Source organism: Planctomyces sp. SH-PL62, assembly GCF_001610895.1.
Lineage (GTDB): Bacteria > Planctomycetota > Planctomycetia > Isosphaerales > Isosphaeraceae > Paludisphaera.
The window spans coordinates 762,309-778,182 of sequence record NZ_CP011273.1 but is presented as its reverse complement, the minus strand read 5'-3'; the positions used below and the strand labels follow the sequence as shown (position 1 = coordinate 778,182).

Sequence of the window (15,874 nt, the reverse complement as noted above, 5' to 3'; positions counted from 1 at the left end):
AAGCCAGGGGGAGGCGGCCGAATCGTCGGGTCACTCCTTTTCGAGCGCCCGCGCGACGGCCTCCTTGATCTTCGCGCCTCGGAGATCCTGGGCGACGATCTTGCCGTCGGGGTCGAGCAGGAAGATCGCGGGGATGCCGTCCACGCCGTACGTCTTGGTGACCTCGTCGGTCGACCAGTCGCCGAGGAAGACCTGGGTCCAGGGCTGGGGCTTGTCCTTCAGGAACTTGACGACCTCGGCCCGAGTGGCGTCGAGGCTGAGGCTGATCATCGCGAACCGGGGGTCGTCGCCGAACGCCTCGTGGACGGCTTGCAGGTGCGGGGCCTCGGCGACGCAGGGGCCGCACCAGGTCGCCCAGAAGTCGAGCAGGACGAACTTGCCCCGGAACTCCTTGAGCGCCGTCGGCTTGTCGTCGAGGGTCCTGGCTTCGAAGTCGGGCGCGGCGTCGCCGAGCTTGAAGCGGGGAGCGGCCGGACGGGGCCTGGCCATCGCGGCGGCGGCCTCCTCGCGCGAGAGCTTCAGGTCGCGCCGGGCCTCCTGACCGGCCTTGAGGGTCAGGCGCTCGGTGTGGAGCGTCGGACCGAAGGGGACGGAGATCGACAGGCCGTACTCGCCAGGAGGGAGGCCGTCGACCCGGAAGCGGCCGGCGTCGGCGGGCTCGACGGTCGTGCTCACCTGGCCGCCGCCTACGAGGGCGAGGTTGACCACGGCCGACTCCAGGGGACGGCCGGTCCCGGAATCTCGAAGCTCGCCGGAGACGACCGCCTCGGGCGTCAGCTCGACGACGACCTCCTCGGCCCCGTCGCGCCAGCCGACGTGGCGACGGCCGTAGCCCGGCGCCTGCACGGTGATCGTCCCCTCGGCGAATGAGAGGGGGGTGAAATCCGCGACCCCCTGGGCGTCGCCGCGCGCCTGGACCGAATCGCCCCAGGCGGAGTCGTGGTAGCCCCAGGCGAAATTCGCGTCGACCGCCGGGTCCTCCAGGATCACGGCCGCACGGACGCCGGCGACCGGCTTCTCGGTCCCCACTTCAACGGCCCGGACGCGGAGCGCGTGCGGCTTCGGGAGGGAGAACGCGACGGCCCGATCGGCGGGCAGGCGGTCGAGCGGCTCGGCGATCACGCGATCGATGGAGACTTCGCCGAAGCCGGACGCCAGGACCGTCACCCGCTGGACGGAGTTCGCGCCCAGGTTGCGGATCAGGAATGAGCCGTCGTCGGACGTGTAGCTCAGGCCGATGCCGCAGAAGCCCGCGAAGAAGCCGCCGAAGACGTCGTCGGGCTTCCGTTCCCGAGGCCCGTTCAGCAGCACGCGGAAGTTCCGCACGGGCTCCCCATCCGGGCCGACGACCTTGCCCCGGATCGCTCCCGCGGCCGACATCAAGACGTCCGCATCCCGATCGAGCGGCAACTCCTGGTCGCGCAGGTCGCTCACGCCTTGGCGGAGGAAGGTGAACTTCACCCCTTCGGCGGGGAGGCCGGAAACGTCGAACCGCCCTTCGGCGTCGGTCTCGGTGCGGCGTTCGAAGAGGGCCATCTGCCGCTGGCCGGGGACGTCGACGGTGGGCAGGACCATCACGCCCGCGAACGGCTCGCCCTGGGAGTCGTGGACGATCCCCTTGAGCGTGAGCCCCTTCGCCAGTTCCACCTTTACTTCCTGGTCGCCCACGGCGGGCACCTGCGCGAGTCCCGGCGCGAGGGCGCCGTCGGCGGGCAGGACGCAGACGACGCCCGCCTCGACGGGGACGAACGCCAGCCGGAACCTCCCCCGCTCGTCGGTCCGGGTCTCGATCGTCTCGTTCGATCGGTCGACGCCCCATCGCGCCGAGGCGCCGACGACCGGCCGGCCGTCGGGACCGAGCGCGACGCCGACGACGTGGCGACGGTTCGGGGCCTCGGCCGGCGGCGGGGACGCCTTGGCGACGGCCTCGGCGGCGGGCTTCGGGGCGTCGGCCGAAGGCTTGCGGGCGAGCCGAAAATCCAGGGCGAACGGCGGATCGTCCGCCCCGGTCCGGAAGGCGCTCCGCTCGGCGTCCTGGAACCCCGGCGCGGCGGCCCCGAGCCAGGTGGAGCGGTCGGAGACCACGCCGTCGTACTCGAATCGGCCTTCCGCGTCGGCCCGGACCCAGAGGCCCGTGAGCGAGAGGCCCGAGCCCGACGTCGAGCGGCCGACCCGCGCGTCCGGGACCGGTCGACCGTCGAGGTCGAGGACGCGGCCGACGACCTTCGCCCCGCGCGGGATGGGGACTTCCAGGTCGGTCGTCGGCCCCTCGGACATCTCGAACAGCACCCGCTTGCGCTCGCGCCCAGGGGCGACGACGAACGCCTCGTGGGAGTTCTCTCGGCCCAGGGCGGGGACCTCGAACCGACCATCCTGATCGGTCGTCGGGTCGCGGCCGTCGTCCAGCACGAACCGGGCCCCCGCGATCGGCCTACCCGACTCGGCCTCGATCAGCCGACCGCGAAGGAGGCCTTGCGGAGACAGCCGCAGCCTGGCGGGATCAGGCTCGCGCCCCGCCTGCACTTCGGCCGTCTGGAATCGCCCGAGGCCCTGATCGCCCAGGCTCGCGTTGAGCAACCAGGTCCCGGGCGCGAGTTCCAGCGTGAAATTCCCCTCGTCGCCGGCGACCGCCTCGACGCGGTCGAGCTGCTGGATCCATAGCCTCGCGGCCCAGACCCGCGCGCCGGCCGCCGGTTTGCCGTTCTCGGCCGCGACCGACCCCTGGAGGGGCTCGCCGACCGCCTCACCCCCGAGCATCGCTCCGACCAGGACCGCCCACCATATACGCGCTTTGACCATGCCCCGCCTCCTTCCACGTTGGTCCCGAAGTTCATCCTCAAGGACAAGCGTCATAGGCCGGCGGGGCCGAGTCAAGAGACATCTGTCAGAAGGCGGCTCGGGCCAGAGTCCGGGCGTAATCTCGGACGTCGACGGGCCACGCCTCGGTCTCGGCGGCGAACTTCTCGGGATCGCCCGCGAACAAGGCGCGGTTGGCCTCCTCGAAGCCCGCGAGGTTGCCGCCCATCGCGACGAGGAACCGGTAGGCGGCGTCGCGGCCCTTGCGGACTCGGTCCTTGTCGACGTGGGCCTTGCGGGCCTCGTCGACGAGCTTCCGAAGCGCGACCGACGCCCCGCCCGGTTGCTCGCCGAGCCATTCCCAGTGCCGGGGCAGGAGCGTCACCTCACGCGCGACGACCCCGAGTTTGGGTCTCCCCGGCCCCTTCGGCGCGTCGGCCGCCGGCCCCAGCCTCCCCAGGACCTCTTCCGGAGTCCCCTGGAAATCGAGCTCGAACTGCTCCCCCGTCACGTCGTCGAACAGGAGCATCGGATCCGACGCGCCGGAGTCGAGCCGACGCTTGACCGCGGCGGCCACATCGACCACGCTCCCCCCGACCAGTCGTTTCGTCCCCTCGAACGCCGTGCAACTCCGGTTTCGTTCCGCGTCCATTACAGCCCCCTCCCTCTGGGAAAAGTCACCAGACGGAGGGATTTTACCCGGGCGAAATTCAAGGTCAATAACACCCGGGTGAAAAACAGGGGGGCAATCAACCCGCACGTCGGTTCCGGCGGATTCGCCGACGGGCGGCGAAGCCTCCGAGGCCGACGATCGCAAGGGCGGCCGAAGCGATCGAGGAGGGCTCGGGGACGATGGCCGGATTGTCGGCCGAGGCGTAGATCGTGATGGAGATGGGGAGGGTCAAGGTCCTGTGGTACTCGTTCCGGGGGTCCTCCGGATCGTCCCAGTTCCGATAGGTTGCGGAGACGCGAATCGCCGCCTGTCGCGACGAGCCGTCAGGAAGGAAGACCCGATCGAAGACGCCTGCGTGCGTCCCCGGACTCGGCAGAAAGATCCCCATGATGCCGCCGGCGCTTCGGCCGTCGTCCGCGGTGAACCACTCGAACTGGGGCCGACGGGACGGGATATACGCCAGGCTTTCGCCGAGGATGTTCGCGGGGGCGTCGACCTCGATACCGCCGAAGTACCAGTGCGGTCCCAGGGAGAGAGAGCCAAGGAGAACATGGACGTCTGTCGGCTCGGGAACCTCCCAGCTGACCCAGTTCTCGAACGGGTCCGCATCCCAATTAAAGGAAATCTCCTCGGCGGTCGCCGGGGCGGACAAGCTCGCCGTGAGGGCCAATATCGCCAGCAGTTTCGCACCCGCAAGGCGGAATCGAGTCGACGCTAAATCACGCAAACGCATGGAGACACTCCTGGATGCTGCCCATTCCAATCGTCTCTTGCTTGGTACGATTGAGGCGAGCACTCTACAGGATCAAAATGTTCAGTCCAACCTGATGTTCACCAAATTCATTCGTCGTATCTTAACCATGCTGCACGATGTCAGATTCTGGCGGCTCCCACGTTCGAATTGGGTTCAAATAACACCTTCGCCGGAGATCCGCGGTACGAATAGGCAGCACGTGTAGCGACCGCGAAACACCGCCTGAGTAGGCGCAAAACCGGCCGACCGACGCACGAGGCGTGGCGGCCGGCCGGTCAAATGGCGTTGAGGACCTTGTCGGAGAGGCGACCGTCGCCGAGCACCACGTTCAGCTTTCCGCAGGCGGCGATCTTCTCCAGGACCTCGAGTTCGCGGAGCCGCATGAGGGTCGGGTTGTCGGCGAGTAGGCGGGCCGTGTTGGCCTGGCTGCGGAGGGCGGCGGTCTCCTCGCGACGGGTGATGAGGTCGGCCTCGGCGGCCTTTCGGGCTTCAGTCACCTTGTTCATCAGCTCCTTCATGTCGCCGGGGAGGATCAGGTCGCGGACGGCCAGGGCGGCGACCTCCACGCCGAGTTCGGCGGCGCGGGGGGCGAGCAACCCGGCGGCCTCGACGGCCACGGCCTGCTTGTCCGCGAGCAAGGCGTCGAGCTCGCGGCCGCCGACGACCGCCCGCAGGGCGAGCTGGGCCTCGCGGTAGAGGGCCTGCTTGAAGTCGTCGACGGCGCAGACGGCCTTGCGGGGGTCGACCACGCGGTAGGTCGCCAGGGCGTTGATCCGCAGCGAGACCTTGTCCGCGCTCATGATCTCCTGGCCGGCCACGTCCAGGGTCGCCTCGCGGAGATCGACCTCGACCACCCGGACGTCGGCCGCGCCTCGCCAGAAGGCCCAGGGGCCAGGCTCCAGCGCGCCGGCGAACCGGCCGTCGAGGAACAGGACACCCACGCAGCCCCGGCCCACCGCCCCGGTCTCCAGCCAGGCGAGAGCCGCGACGTTGCGGAGCACGACCTTCGCCTCCTCATGCTCGAACCGGGGCGAACCGACGTCGACCACCTCCACGCGCACCCGTCGGGGTTCCAGCCAGTAGGCGTGCAATCCTGAGGGGAGGAGCGAGGCGAACCGGCCGTCGATCCAGACCAGGCCGCGCTGGGCGTCGTGCAGGTCGATCACCTGCGCGTAGCCCTTCAGCGCGCCCGAGCCGGCGATGAGGTCGAGCTTCTCATGGATCAGGAACGGCGCCCGGCGCGACACGACCTGGACGTCGACCCGCCCGAGGGGGTCGAAGAGCCAGTGGTCGCCGGGGGTGATCAGGCCCCGGAACTCGCCGTCGCGGAAGTGGAGGCCCATCTCGAAGCTGCGGACCTTGATGCGCTTGATGCCGAACATGACGGAGCCTCCCGCCCGGGTCGAGCCCGGGCGCTGATGTCAGGGATCGTTCATAAGAAGAAACCTGGATTGGCAAGGGGGTGGAGAGCCTTCGAGGGACGGATCGACCGACGATCACGCGTCGGGCCGCGGGGCCTGGCTTGAGCCTCGACGGGAGTCGGGCCGGGCGTCGCTCGGCGCGGGACCGAACGGGTCGTGGGTCCGGCTCGCGCCGGGGTCCCGTCGACACGCTCGATCGCCGTCCTTCGCGACGCCGTCGCCGGCGTCCGTTCGGGGCGGAATCCGCCAGGGCCGCGAGGCGACCGTCGGCGCCGCCCGCGACCCGCCTCGCGGCGTCGTCGAGGGCCGACCGATCGGCCGACCGCCCCCCTCGGGCGACATGGTCAAAGACGTTGTGAGCGTCTCTGGGAGACGCGCCGGTCGCCCGGCGCGTCGGCTGTGGGCAGGATTCGAACCTGCGACACTCAGATTCTTAGTCTGATGCTCTATCCAGTTGAGCTACCACTGCAACGGCCTCGCCCTCGTTTGAAATCCCCCGCGCGGGACGCGCCCCGCCGACCGCATAGCGGGGAGGGCGCGCCGTGGGGCCGACGAGGCCGACAGCTTGCTTGAAAAGAGACGCTGGTGGGAGTCGAACCCACATCTACCGGGTTGCAGCCGGTCGCCTGGCCGTCTGGCTCCAGCGTCGTTTTGAGATGGATCAGCGTTCGAATTGTCAAAGAGCGGGACAGCCTGGGGATGGTAGCGACGCCCCCTCGATCCGAGCGCGTCGGGCGAGGTCGGTTCGGCGTTTCGAGCGAGCCATGATCGGCGATCTCCTCTGTGAGCGTTGCGTCGTCCGCCTGGCTTTCAAGAGACCCGCCGCACCGATTTCAAGTTCGCGCGACGACGTCGATTCCTGGGAAAGCGGCGGAGGGGCCGGTAGAATGGCCGGACTGAAACCAGGGGACGGCGTGAGGGACGATTCATTGAGGGTGGGACGACGCATGGGGCGTGGACGCGGAAAGCTGGCGACGCTGGCGCTGCTGTTGGTCGCGACGGCGGCCCTCGCGGAAGACGGGGCCGTGGAACCGGCCATCGTGGTACGGGCGGTGCGGCCGGATCAGCAGGCCGAGGCGGTCATCCGGCTGTTCGAAGGCTCCCGCGCGGCGCATCCGGCGGCGGCGATGGCGGCCTGGCGGCGCGCGACGGGAGACGCCAACGCGCTGGGGAAGCCGATCCAGGCGGTCGCGGCGATGTTCAACCCCGAGATGACCGCCGAGTGGCGGGCGTTCCAGGACGCCGAGCTGGTCGCCGGCCTCGACCTCGCCGATGGCTGGCAGTGGTTCGCAACGGTCCCCCACGACGGCGGCGAGATCGCCGCCCTAGTCACCTCGCTCCGGCTCTCCGGGGGGGCCGACGAGCCCCCGCTGGGCGAGCCGCCGCTGGCCGTCCAACGGCTGGGAGGTCCGGGCGCGGCGATGGCCGCCGTGTCGCCGGGCGGGACGGTCTTCGGCAGCCGTCGGCCCGAGCTGGCCGAGGCCCTCGCCCGGCTGCGAGCCCCCCTCGGACCGAAAGAGGAGCCCACCGACCTGCTCCCGCTCACGGCCGAGGATTCCGGCTTCCGCCTGGTCTTCGAGCCGGGCCGCCTGCCGGGCGATTTCCGGGCCGCCCCGAATCCGTCCCGATTGCTCGCGGCGGCGAAGTCGACCGGCCTGGAGGCGGTCGTCGGGTTCCTGAGCCTGCGCGACGATCACCTGGGCCTCGACCTGGCCTCGCGGTTCGATCCGGCCCGGCCCACCGCGCTGCTGAAGACGCCGCCGATCGACCCGGCATGGCTGGCCTGGATGCCGTCGGATTCGACGCAGGCGGCGGTCGCCCTGGCGCTGGGCCGCGAGCCGGCGTTCCGCGACGCCCTGTTCGACGTGGTCGATCGCATCGATCGGGCCGACCCCGCGCGGGCGCAGCTCCAGCCGCTCCGCGTCCGGCTCAACCTGCTGGCGACCGTCCGGGGCGTCCGGCTTGAAGCGGACCTCTGGCCGTTGCTTCGCGGGGCGAGCCTCGCGACCTTCGCCGACCCGGAGAAGCCGGGGACGACCTCGGGGGCCCTCCTCGCCCTGCACACGGACCGATCGGAAGACGCCGATTCGATCCTGAGACGCGTCGTGCTCCCCCTGGCGCCGCTGTTCGGCGGATCGAGGCCGGCGAACGGCCCCGCCGAGGCGGTCGCGACGCTGGGCCGGGCGTCGGGACGCCCCGTCGAGGCGGTCGCGAGCGGGACGACGGTGCTGGTCGGCTGGGGTGAGGGGGCCGTCGCGACGGCCCTGAAATCGGCCCAGGCTCCCGAACGATCGGTCGCGGGGCTCATCGGCGGGGACGAAAGTCGGCCGGTCGGGCGGGCGGGCGTCTTCTGGCCGGGCCGCGCGGGGCTGCCGATTCCGGGCGGCGACGACCCGGCCTCGCCGCTGGCGGCCACGCTGGCGGAGTCCGCCCCCGTCGTCTGGCGGGGGGGCTGGGAGGGCGGCCGGGCGTGGGACGTGATACGCTGGGGAGACCTCCGGCGGTCGGTCGCCCGGTTCCTGGAACGCGTCCCCCAGGCCCCGCCGGAAGCCCCCTGATCGTTGATCGGCGAGACGTCCATGCGATTGATCGACCTGCGGTGCGACTGGGCCCTCCAGTACGCCGCCGAGAGCAGCCAGTACGACCCCTCCGCCTACGCCGAGATCCCCGGCCGGGTGCCTCGCCTGGACGGCTACCTGATGGGGACCTCGCTGGCCGTGCTGGTCTGCCGCCGCAAGCCGTCCGACTGGGCCGGGCAGGCCGATCCCTGGCGCGCCCTGGGCGAGATGATCGCCCGCCACGAGGCCGAGTTCTCCGGCCGCCTGCTCGGCCGCCCGGACGACGCCGCCCGCTGGCGGGCCGAGCCCGAAGGCTTCCTCTGCTGGGGCTCGCTCGCCGTCGACGGCCTCGGCCATCTCGTCCGCACGACCGCCGATCTCGATCGGCTCCCGAGCCTGCTCGAACGCGGGGTCCGCGTCTTTCGGCCCATCGACGCGGCCTCGGGCCTCCTCGGCGGCTCGCGCGAGCCCGGCGACGACCGCGGCCTGACCGAGCTGGGCCGCGCCTTCCTGGAACGGCTCCTCGACCTGGCCCCGGCCGAAGGTCCCCGACCGGCCCTGGACCTGTCCGGCGCGAATGCCCGCGCCATCGGCGAGATCCTCGACTGGTTCGAGGCCGACGCGGGCCGGTCGGATCGGCTCCCCCTCATGCATTCGCACGGCCCTGTCGAACCCCTCGGCCCCGACCTGCCCCGCCGACTCCGGGCGCTGGGCGTGACCCTCGGCGTCAGTCCCGGCCCCACGGTCGAAGCCTTCCGCGCCGCCATCGAAGACCTGGCCGCCCTCCCCTTCCGAGGCCGGGCCGGTTACGAAGGGATCGGCGTCGCGACCGACTACCTCGGGCTCGAGACCGTCCCCGCCGAACTGGCCGACGTCGAGAAGCTCGAAGCCTGGGTCGCCCAGACCTTCCCGCCGGAGACCGCCCCGCTCCTGCTCGCCGAAAACGCCCGCCGCCTCCTCCTCGCGACCGCCGGCGCGAGCGGCGACGAGGCTTGATTCCGGTGTTGGTCCCGGTGGGCCGCGATTGGGTTCGTTCGGCCACCGGGAAACCGAAGCCAATCGACGCAAGACCATGATCCCAATGCTTTTATCGCCATTTTTAGCCGTCCGAGATTGGGTTCGTTCGGCGTTTTTCATGGTGCTTCGGTCGCATTGAAGCGGGGAGGAATCCCTCGCATGGTCTGGGCGGACCCATCGACGACGTCTCCACTCCTCCTGGGAAAACCTCCGGAATCCAGCAACCCCGGTGGCACGCCGGAGCGCAACCCCGCAATCTAGAGGATGCACCTTATCCCGCGATCGCGAACGGCGGCTGCCGCCTGGGTCTCCTCGCGGATTGAACTTCACAAAACGGACGGGGCGGCGACAATCGCTCACGGACGGGACGGCCGATCGCCGACTGTGATGGGATGGCGAGGGCGAAGTTCCTGAGCGCAGGGAGGTGAGTCTTGAGCCGGTGGCTGAATCTCGCTTTGGGTGGATTCGTCGGCTGGTGCGTGGTCGGGGACGCGACGGCGCAGTCGGTCAGCCGCGAGCGGAACGTCTCGGTCACCGGGCCGGGCGGTCGGACGCTCGAGCGCAACCTGTCGGTCAGCCGGGGCGGGGGGCAGATCGACCGCCGGCTTCAGGTCAGCCGACCGGGAGGGACGCTGGAGCGGAGCGTCCACGCCTCGGCCGCGCCGGGGTTTCGGGGCGGGCCTGGGCCGAGATACGGCGGCCCCTCGCCGTGGTACGGGCCTCCTCGCCATTCGCACGGCGGGTCCGGTGCCTGGCCGGCGGTCTCGTTCGGGCTGGGGGCGCTGACCGGTGCCGCGATCGCCGCGCCGCTGGTCCGCGCGGCGGTCTCGCCGCCTGTCGTGGTGGCCTCGCCGCCCGTCATGGTCGTCGAGCAGCCGGCTTACATCGCCGCTCCCCCGCCGGTCGTCGTCGAGCAACCGGTCGTCGTCGCCGCGCCCGTCGACCCGCTCGATCCGGTCGCGCTGGCGGCCCAGCGACTCCAGAGCCTGCACGGCGGCACCCGGCGCGAGGCGGCTGAATCGCTCGGCCTGCTGGGCGACCCTCGCGGAATCCCGGCGCTGACGGACGCGCTCAAGAACGACTGGAACACCGGCGTCCGCACCGCCGCCGCGACGGCCCTCGGCCAGATCGGCGGCCCGGAGGCCGAGGCCGTCCTCGGGCGTTGCGTCGTCTACGAGAAGAAGGACGCCGTCCGCGACGCCGCGGCGCAGGCGCTCCACGTCGCCCGCAGCCACCGCGCGGTGGTCGCCGCTTCGCCACCCCCCGTCGAGACCGGGACGGTCGTCGAATCCTGGGTCGAGCCCCGCTCGCGCACCGCCTCGTCGGCCGCCCCGGCGACCTCGCGGCGGCCGGTTCCGAAGCCCCCCGCGCCGGGCGCTGACGCGCCACTCCAGTGGAAGCCCAAGGCCCGGACCGAGGCGCTCCCGCTCGAAGGACCGGACGAGTTCGACGACGCAGCGCCGGCCGACGGCGACCGCGTCCCCCCCCGCCGCCGTCGCCGATTCCCGGATGAGTCCGCTCGCGGAGTCGACCTTGAAACCTCCCTCCCCCGCCCATCGTCGGCCGGGCCGCGCCTTTCCGGGCGGGCTCCGGCCGCTGGCGTTTCTGGCCCTGCTCGCGACGGTCGCGACCGCGACGGCCCTGGAACCGCGCGATGCCGTCGCCTTCCAGGTCCCCGAAAACCCGATCACGCACGACCGGACGATCCGGGCGGCGGGGTGGCTCAAGCGCCACGTCGTGAGCTTCGAGCGGCCGGGCGAGGCGCGGCCCTTGCACGTCGTCGCCTGGAATGATCCGACGCTCGACCCCGACGACCCGAAGCGGCTTGCGGGCTATCTCATCACCGACACCCTCTGGTCGGCCGAGGCGCTCCGGCCCATCGACGCCGCCGCGTCGGCCGAGTTGTCGCGAACCCTGCAATCCCTGGACTGGACCGGGAACGGGCTCCAGGACGTGCTGTTCCACCCCGTCGAGCGGATGCTCCATCGTTCCGACGACGAGGACCCCGTGCATGGCCATTCGCTGGGGGTCTTTCCCGTGGCGGGGGGACGGACCGTCGACGTCCGGGTCATGCGCCAGCGCTGGGATGCGGGATACGAGGCGGGCCATCCGACGCTGTTCGCGGAGCACGCGGTCTATCAGGCGCTCCACGACTTCTGGAAGGGACGCACCGAGGAGGCCCGCCGCCGCATCGTCGGCGTGGTTCGCAAGGACGGTCCTGACGACCCGATCTTCTGGGACGCCGACTCCGGCATCCTCGTCGATCACGCCGACAGAGAGGACTGGGAACGATTCCGGAAGGGCGTGCGTCCGTCGTGCCGGAATGCGTCGTTCAAGCTGGGCGTGCTGCTCTACGCGATCCGCTTGATGGGGATGGAGGCGGAGATCGGCGCGTCTGTCGATGGCATGAGGAAGCGGCTGTGGTCGGCCCAGTCGAATGACGGAGGCGTCGCCCATTTCGTCGAGATTCGACGCGGGGAGGAAGGGAAGCCCGATCGGAGCGGGGCGACGGGCGAGGCCACGTCGATCGCGATCCTCGCCGAGACGATCCGCCGCGCGGAGTGAACTCGCTTGGTGCCATGTCGAAAAGCGATCAATCCGACGCCTCCCCCCCCACAGGGGTCGGATGGGGGAGAGGAGCACGGACGCCCTCGGATCTCGCAGGCCGGCCTCAGATGACGCCGGCGGCCATCGTGCTCGTCTCCCCCTCATCCGGCCCTGCGGGCCACCTTCCCCCGCGAGGGGGGAAGGACGTGAACGGCCCGAGGCCGGAGTTTGGGAGGGACCTCAGCGGATCGGGTTGAAGACCAGTCCGGTGAGCAGCTTGGGGAAGAAGTAGGTGCTCTTGGGGGGCATGGTTTCGAGGGCCGAGGCGATGGCCTCGACGTGCTCCATGCTGGCGGGGGGGACGAGGCAGGCGAGGTCGCAGCCCTTGGCGGCGACCTCGTCGCGGACCTCGCCGGCGAGGTGGACGTAGCGGGTGGAGCGATCCTTCGCCAGCGGGGCGAGCAGGTGGTCGAGGACGAGGACCTGGAGGATGCTCACGCCCAGGGAGCGCCAGTCGGCGCCGTGGTCGGGGGCGAGGCGGTCCATGACGGCGTCGGAGCGGAGTCGGGCGAGGGTCCACTTGCCGTCGGCGACGGTGCCGAAGGCCAGCACGTCCTGCTCGCCGCTGCCGGAGGTGGCGAGGGCGGCGGCTTCGAGCCCGGCGTCGCCTTCGCCCAGGTCTTGCAGCTCGAACTCGGGGGCGAGCCGGTTCGTCAGCTCCTCGGCGGTGAGGCCGGGGAAGCCCTTCACAAGCCGGTGGGTGGGGAGGATCAGGAGGCCCGGATCGCTCATGGAGACCAGCATCATGAGGCAGAAGTTGGCCGGATCGTCGGGGCCGGACAGCTCGCCAGCGGCTTCCTTCTCGTTGCGGAACCGCAGGCCGGTCTCGTAGCGGTGGTGGCCGTCGGCGATGAAGACCGGCTTCTGGCCCATCAGGCCCCCCACGGCCGAGAGGACGGCGGGGTCGGTCGACAGCCAGAGTTTGTTGGTGACGCCCAGGTGGTCCTCGGCGACCAGGGGGGTCTTGTCGCGGATCCCTTCCTCGACCTTGCGGAGGACCTCGTTGGTCGAGTCCGGGTAGAGGCCGAAGATCGGGCTGAGGTTGAAGCCCGTGGCCTGGTAGAGCGCGAGGCGGTCGGCCTTGGGGCCGGCGAGCGTCTGCTCGTGGGGGAAGATCTTCCCCTCGCCGAACGGCTCCAGCCGGACGCGGGCGAAGAACCCCCGGCGGACGTGGGTCTGGCCCTCGACCTGGTAGGTCTGCTCGTAGACGTAGAACGCGGGCTGGTCGTCGGCCCGCAGGACGCCCTGGCGCTGCCACTCGCGGAGGAACTTCGCGGCGCGGGTGTAGGGGCTTTCGGCCTCGGAGTCGCCGGGCTCGGGGCGGTTCAGCTCCAGGCGGATGCTGTTGTACGGGCTGGCCTGGTAGAGCTTCTCTTGCAGGGCCGCATCGATCACGTCGTAGGGCGGCGCGATGACGTCGGACATCGCGCCGACTTGGGCCACATCGTAGCGGACGCCGCGGAAGGCACGCACGTCGGGCATCTCGGATCTATTCCTCGGAAGGGGACGGGGGGATGGGGGAATGCGCGACGCCCCGGCGCCGCGGCGCGGCTACGGGGCGTGCGGCCTGGAGGGCGCGGCGGCGGGGCGCCTGGCCCCTCCGCCGCCCAGGGATGCCGATCAATAGCGGTACTGGTCGGACTTGTAAGGCCCTTCCTTGGGGACGTGGATGTAGGCGGCCTGCTCGTCGGTCAGCTCGGTGAGCTGAACGTTCAGCTTCTTGAGCTGCAGGCGGGCGACGTGCTCGTCCAGCTTCTTGGGCAGGACGTAGACGCCGACGGGGTACTTCTCGTTGTGCTGCCAGAGCTCGATCTGAGCGAGGGTCTGGTTGGCGAACGAGGAGCTCATCACGTACGAGGGGTGGCCGGTGCCGCAGCCGAGATTCACCAGCCGGCCCTTGGCCAGCAGGATGATCCGCTTGCCGTCGGGGAAGATGACGTGATCGACCTGGGGCTTGATCTCTTCCCAGGTGTACTTCTCGAGCGACGCCACGTCGATCTCGTTGTCGAAGTGGCCGATGTTGCAGACGATGGCCTGATCCTTCATCCTGGCCATGTGGTCGTGGTTGATGACCCGGAAGTTGCCGGTGGTCGTCACGAAGATGTCCGCCTTGTCGGCGGCGTACTCCATGGTGACGACGCGATAGCCTTCCATCGCGGCCTGCAGCGCGCAGATCGGGTCGATCTCGGTGATCCAGACCTGGGCGGAGAGGGCGCGAAGGGCCTGGGCGGAGCCCTTGCCCACGTCGCCGTAGCCGGCGACGACGGCGATCTTGCCGGCGATCATCACGTCGGTGGCGCGCTTGATGCCGTCGACCAGCGACTCGCGGCAGCCGTAGAGGTTGTCGAACTTGGACTTGGTGACCGAGTCGTTGACGTTGATGGCGGGGAACTTCAGCTCGCCGCGCTTGTGCATCTGGTACAGGCGGTGGACGCCGGTGGTGGTCTCCTCGGTGACGCCCTTCACGGCGGCGAGGTTCTTGGCGTACCAGCCGGGCTGCGAGGCGATGCGGCTCTTGATGGCGGCGAAGAGGACGCGCTCCTCCTCGCTGCCGGGCTTGGCGAGGACGGAGGGGTCGGCCTCGGCGCGGGCGCCGAGGTGGAGCAGCAGGGTGGCGTCCCCGCCGTCGTCCAGGATCATGTTCGAGTGCCCGCCGTCGGCCCACTCGAAGATCCGGTGGGTGTAATCCCAGTACTCTTCCAGCGACTCGCCCTTGTAGGCGAAGACGGGGATGCCGGCGTCGGCGATGGCGGCGGCGGCGTGGTCCTGGGTCGAGAAGATGTTGCACGAGGCCCAGCGGACCTCGGCGCCGAGCGCCTTGAGCGTCTCGATCAGCACGGCCGTCTGGATGGTCATGTGGAGCGAGCCGGTGATCCGGGCGCCCTTGAGGGGCTGGCGGGCGGCGTACTCCTCGCGGATCGCCATGAGGCCGGGCATCTCGGTCTCGGCGATGGCGATCTCGCGGCGGCCCCAGGGGGCGAGGGAGATGTCGGCGACGTGGAAATCCTTGGCGGCGGGAGCGGCTTTCTGGGCGACGGCGGTCACGTTCAAAGTCTCCTGAAACGATGAACGGGCGCCGTTGCAGATCGGAAGATCCACCCCATCGAGCCTGGCAGGAACGCCCAAGCGTACCGTCGCAGCGCCCCTCGATGGGAATGGCGTCGGCCCGCCGACTGTCGACGGGCCTCCGTCTTGGAACATCTTCCGAACGCTTTCCTTAATACCAGATCCAGGCGGCCCGAGACAAGGCGAAGCGGGCCGGTGGGCGAGACGGCGGGAGCGACCGCTGGGGCCGCTCTCCGGCGTCCGTCGGGATGTCGGTCCGCGGGCGTCGTCAGGCCGAACGCCTTCGGGCGAGCGCGAGCAGGCCGAGGGCCCCGACCGTCGCCATCGCCAGGGAAGCCGGCTCTGGCACGGGTGTCGTGGCGACCCTCAACGACGTCACCTCGCCTTCCTCACGCAGGCCGAGACGCCTCACGATGACGGCGACCGTGGGAGGGAACATGCTCGACGAGAGGTCGAAGCTCGCCGGGAGGTCGTCCGGGCCGCCGGGCAGCCACTGGTCGCTCACGCCGTTCAGGTAGAACTCGCCGCCGTCGCTGCTGAACAGGTTGATCTCGATCGAGCCGTAGTGCGTGACCACGATCGTCCCGGTGTCGGCGACCGCCGAGTAGGAGCCGGTGGGCCCCACGACGCTGAAGCCCATGGGGAAGGCGGCCGAGGGCTCGTAAATGCCCGAGTTCGGGCTCGGGATCAGGTCCGGCGTGTCCAGATCGTACCAGAACGTCCCCGTGAACGCGGACGCGCCGCTCCCCCCCGCGAACTCGAACGTCACCATCCCGGCCTCGCCGCGCCCGACGGACAAGGTCGCGAGCGCGACCACGGCGATGGCGTACCGAATCATCCTCATGCTCATCAATAAGATCTCCCGTTAGGTCCTCGTACCTGCTATTCGATTCACGATCGGAATGAAAGGATGGTATGAAGCGAACCGGGGTGCTTGCGCGTTCGACCACATTCGCACGCAAGCGGACAAGATTGGGTTCGC

General features: G+C 70.4%; 11 protein-coding genes, 2 tRNA genes and 1 riboswitch. Of the genes, 4 read left to right on the top strand and 9 right to left on the bottom strand.

The window, feature by feature from the left end; genetic code table 11:
- Positions 1 to 30: 30 nt before the first annotated feature.
- From VT85_RS03010 to VT85_RS02980, 6 genes are all read right to left on the bottom strand, one after another.
- Entirely contained in the window at positions 31 to 2,799 is a 2,769-nt protein-coding gene (locus tag VT85_RS03010) for a carboxypeptidase regulatory-like domain-containing protein (protein ID WP_068410328.1), read from the bottom strand.
- An 85-nt stretch (positions 2,800 to 2,884) separates the two neighbouring features.
- Entirely contained in the window at positions 2,885 to 3,448 is a 564-nt protein-coding gene (locus VT85_RS03005) for a DUF2239 family protein (RefSeq protein WP_068410324.1), read from the bottom strand.
- Positions 3,449 to 3,545: 97 nt separating this feature from the next.
- Positions 3,546 to 4,265 (bottom strand): PEP-CTERM sorting domain-containing protein, encoded by a 720-nt coding sequence (locus VT85_RS03000; RefSeq protein ID WP_156512647.1) that lies wholly within the window; start codon positions 4,263 to 4,265, stop codon positions 3,546 to 3,548.
- Between the two features lie 233 nt (positions 4,266 to 4,498).
- Positions 4,499 to 5,605 (bottom strand): slipin family protein, encoded by a 1,107-nt coding sequence (locus VT85_RS02995; RefSeq protein WP_068410317.1) that lies wholly within the window; start codon positions 5,603 to 5,605, stop codon positions 4,499 to 4,501.
- Between the two features lie 434 nt (positions 5,606 to 6,039).
- Positions 6,040 to 6,113: transfer RNA gene (locus tag VT85_RS02985), tRNA-Leu, on the bottom strand.
- 108 nt (positions 6,114 to 6,221) lie between these two features.
- A tRNA-Cys gene (locus VT85_RS02980) sits at positions 6,222 to 6,292 on the bottom strand.
- Between the two features lie 299 nt (positions 6,293 to 6,591).
- Here VT85_RS02980 and VT85_RS02975 point away from each other — a divergent pair.
- The 4 genes from VT85_RS02975 to VT85_RS02960 all read left to right on the top strand — a co-directional run bounded on the left by VT85_RS02975 (position 6,592) and on the right by VT85_RS02960 (position 11,784).
- A complete protein-coding gene (locus VT85_RS02975) occupies positions 6,592 to 8,202 on the top strand; it encodes a hypothetical protein (RefSeq protein WP_068410311.1) in 1,611 nt (536 codons plus the stop codon).
- Positions 8,203 to 8,223: 21 nt separating this feature from the next.
- The gene (locus VT85_RS02970; RefSeq protein WP_156512646.1) at positions 8,224 to 9,198 is read left to right on the top strand and encodes a Zn-dependent dipeptidase, microsomal dipeptidase; all 975 of its coding nucleotides are present in this window, start codon (positions 8,224 to 8,226) and stop codon (positions 9,196 to 9,198) included.
- A 452-nt stretch (positions 9,199 to 9,650) separates the two neighbouring features.
- Positions 9,651 to 11,012 carry a HEAT repeat domain-containing protein gene (locus tag VT85_RS02965; RefSeq protein WP_156512645.1) on the top strand — a complete coding sequence of 454 codons (1,362 nt, stop codon included), beginning with the start codon at positions 9,651 to 9,653 and terminating at the stop codon, positions 11,010 to 11,012.
- Positions 10,990 to 11,784 carry a hypothetical protein gene (locus VT85_RS02960; protein ID WP_197491061.1) on the top strand — a complete coding sequence of 265 codons (795 nt, stop codon included), beginning with the start codon at positions 10,990 to 10,992 and terminating at the stop codon, positions 11,782 to 11,784. The genes VT85_RS02965 and VT85_RS02960 overlap by 23 nt, the downstream gene beginning before the upstream one ends.
- 222 nt (positions 11,785 to 12,006) lie before the next feature.
- Here VT85_RS02960 and VT85_RS02955 read toward each other — a convergent pair whose 3' ends face one another.
- The 3 genes from VT85_RS02955 to VT85_RS02945 form a co-directional block, all read right to left on the bottom strand.
- Positions 12,007 to 13,308 carry a DUF1015 domain-containing protein gene (locus VT85_RS02955; RefSeq protein WP_068410293.1) on the bottom strand — a complete coding sequence of 434 codons (1,302 nt, stop codon included), beginning with the start codon at positions 13,306 to 13,308 and terminating at the stop codon, positions 12,007 to 12,009.
- A 138-nt stretch (positions 13,309 to 13,446) separates the two neighbouring features.
- The gene (gene ahcY / locus VT85_RS02950) at positions 13,447 to 14,871 is read right to left on the bottom strand and encodes an adenosylhomocysteinase (protein ID WP_068421297.1); all 1,425 of its coding nucleotides are present in this window, start codon (positions 14,869 to 14,871) and stop codon (positions 13,447 to 13,449) included.
- 19 nt (positions 14,872 to 14,890) lie between these two features.
- A riboswitch (S-adenosyl-L-homocysteine riboswitch) is annotated at positions 14,891 to 14,980 on the bottom strand.
- Positions 14,981 to 15,160: 180 nt separating this feature from the next.
- Positions 15,161 to 15,742 carry a PEP-CTERM sorting domain-containing protein gene (locus tag VT85_RS02945; RefSeq protein WP_156512644.1) on the bottom strand — a complete coding sequence of 194 codons (582 nt, stop codon included), beginning with the start codon at positions 15,740 to 15,742 and terminating at the stop codon, positions 15,161 to 15,163.
- Between the last annotated feature and the right edge of the window lie 132 nt (positions 15,743 to 15,874).

Excerpts from the sequence above, each read along its gene's own strand:
- VT85_RS03010 (WP_068410328.1), bottom strand. The coding sequence starts at position 2,799 with ATGGTCAAAGCGCGTATATGGTGGGCGGTCCTGGTCGGAGCGATGCTC.
- VT85_RS03005 (WP_068410324.1), bottom strand. The coding sequence starts at position 3,448 with ATGGACGCGGAACGAAACCGGAGTTGCACGGCGTTCGAGGGGACGAAA.
- VT85_RS02995 (WP_068410317.1), bottom strand. The coding sequence starts at position 5,605 with ATGTTCGGCATCAAGCGCATCAAGGTCCGCAGCTTCGAGATGGGCCTC.
- VT85_RS02975 (WP_068410311.1), top strand. The coding sequence starts at position 6,592 with ATGGGGCGTGGACGCGGAAAGCTGGCGACGCTGGCGCTGCTGTTGGTC.
- VT85_RS02970 (WP_156512646.1), top strand. The coding sequence starts at position 8,224 with ATGCGATTGATCGACCTGCGGTGCGACTGGGCCCTCCAGTACGCCGCC.
- VT85_RS02955 (WP_068410293.1), bottom strand. The coding sequence starts at position 13,308 with ATGCCCGACGTGCGTGCCTTCCGCGGCGTCCGCTACGATGTGGCCCAA.
- VT85_RS02945 (WP_156512644.1), bottom strand. The coding sequence starts at position 15,742 with ATGAGCATGAGGATGATTCGGTACGCCATCGCCGTGGTCGCGCTCGCG.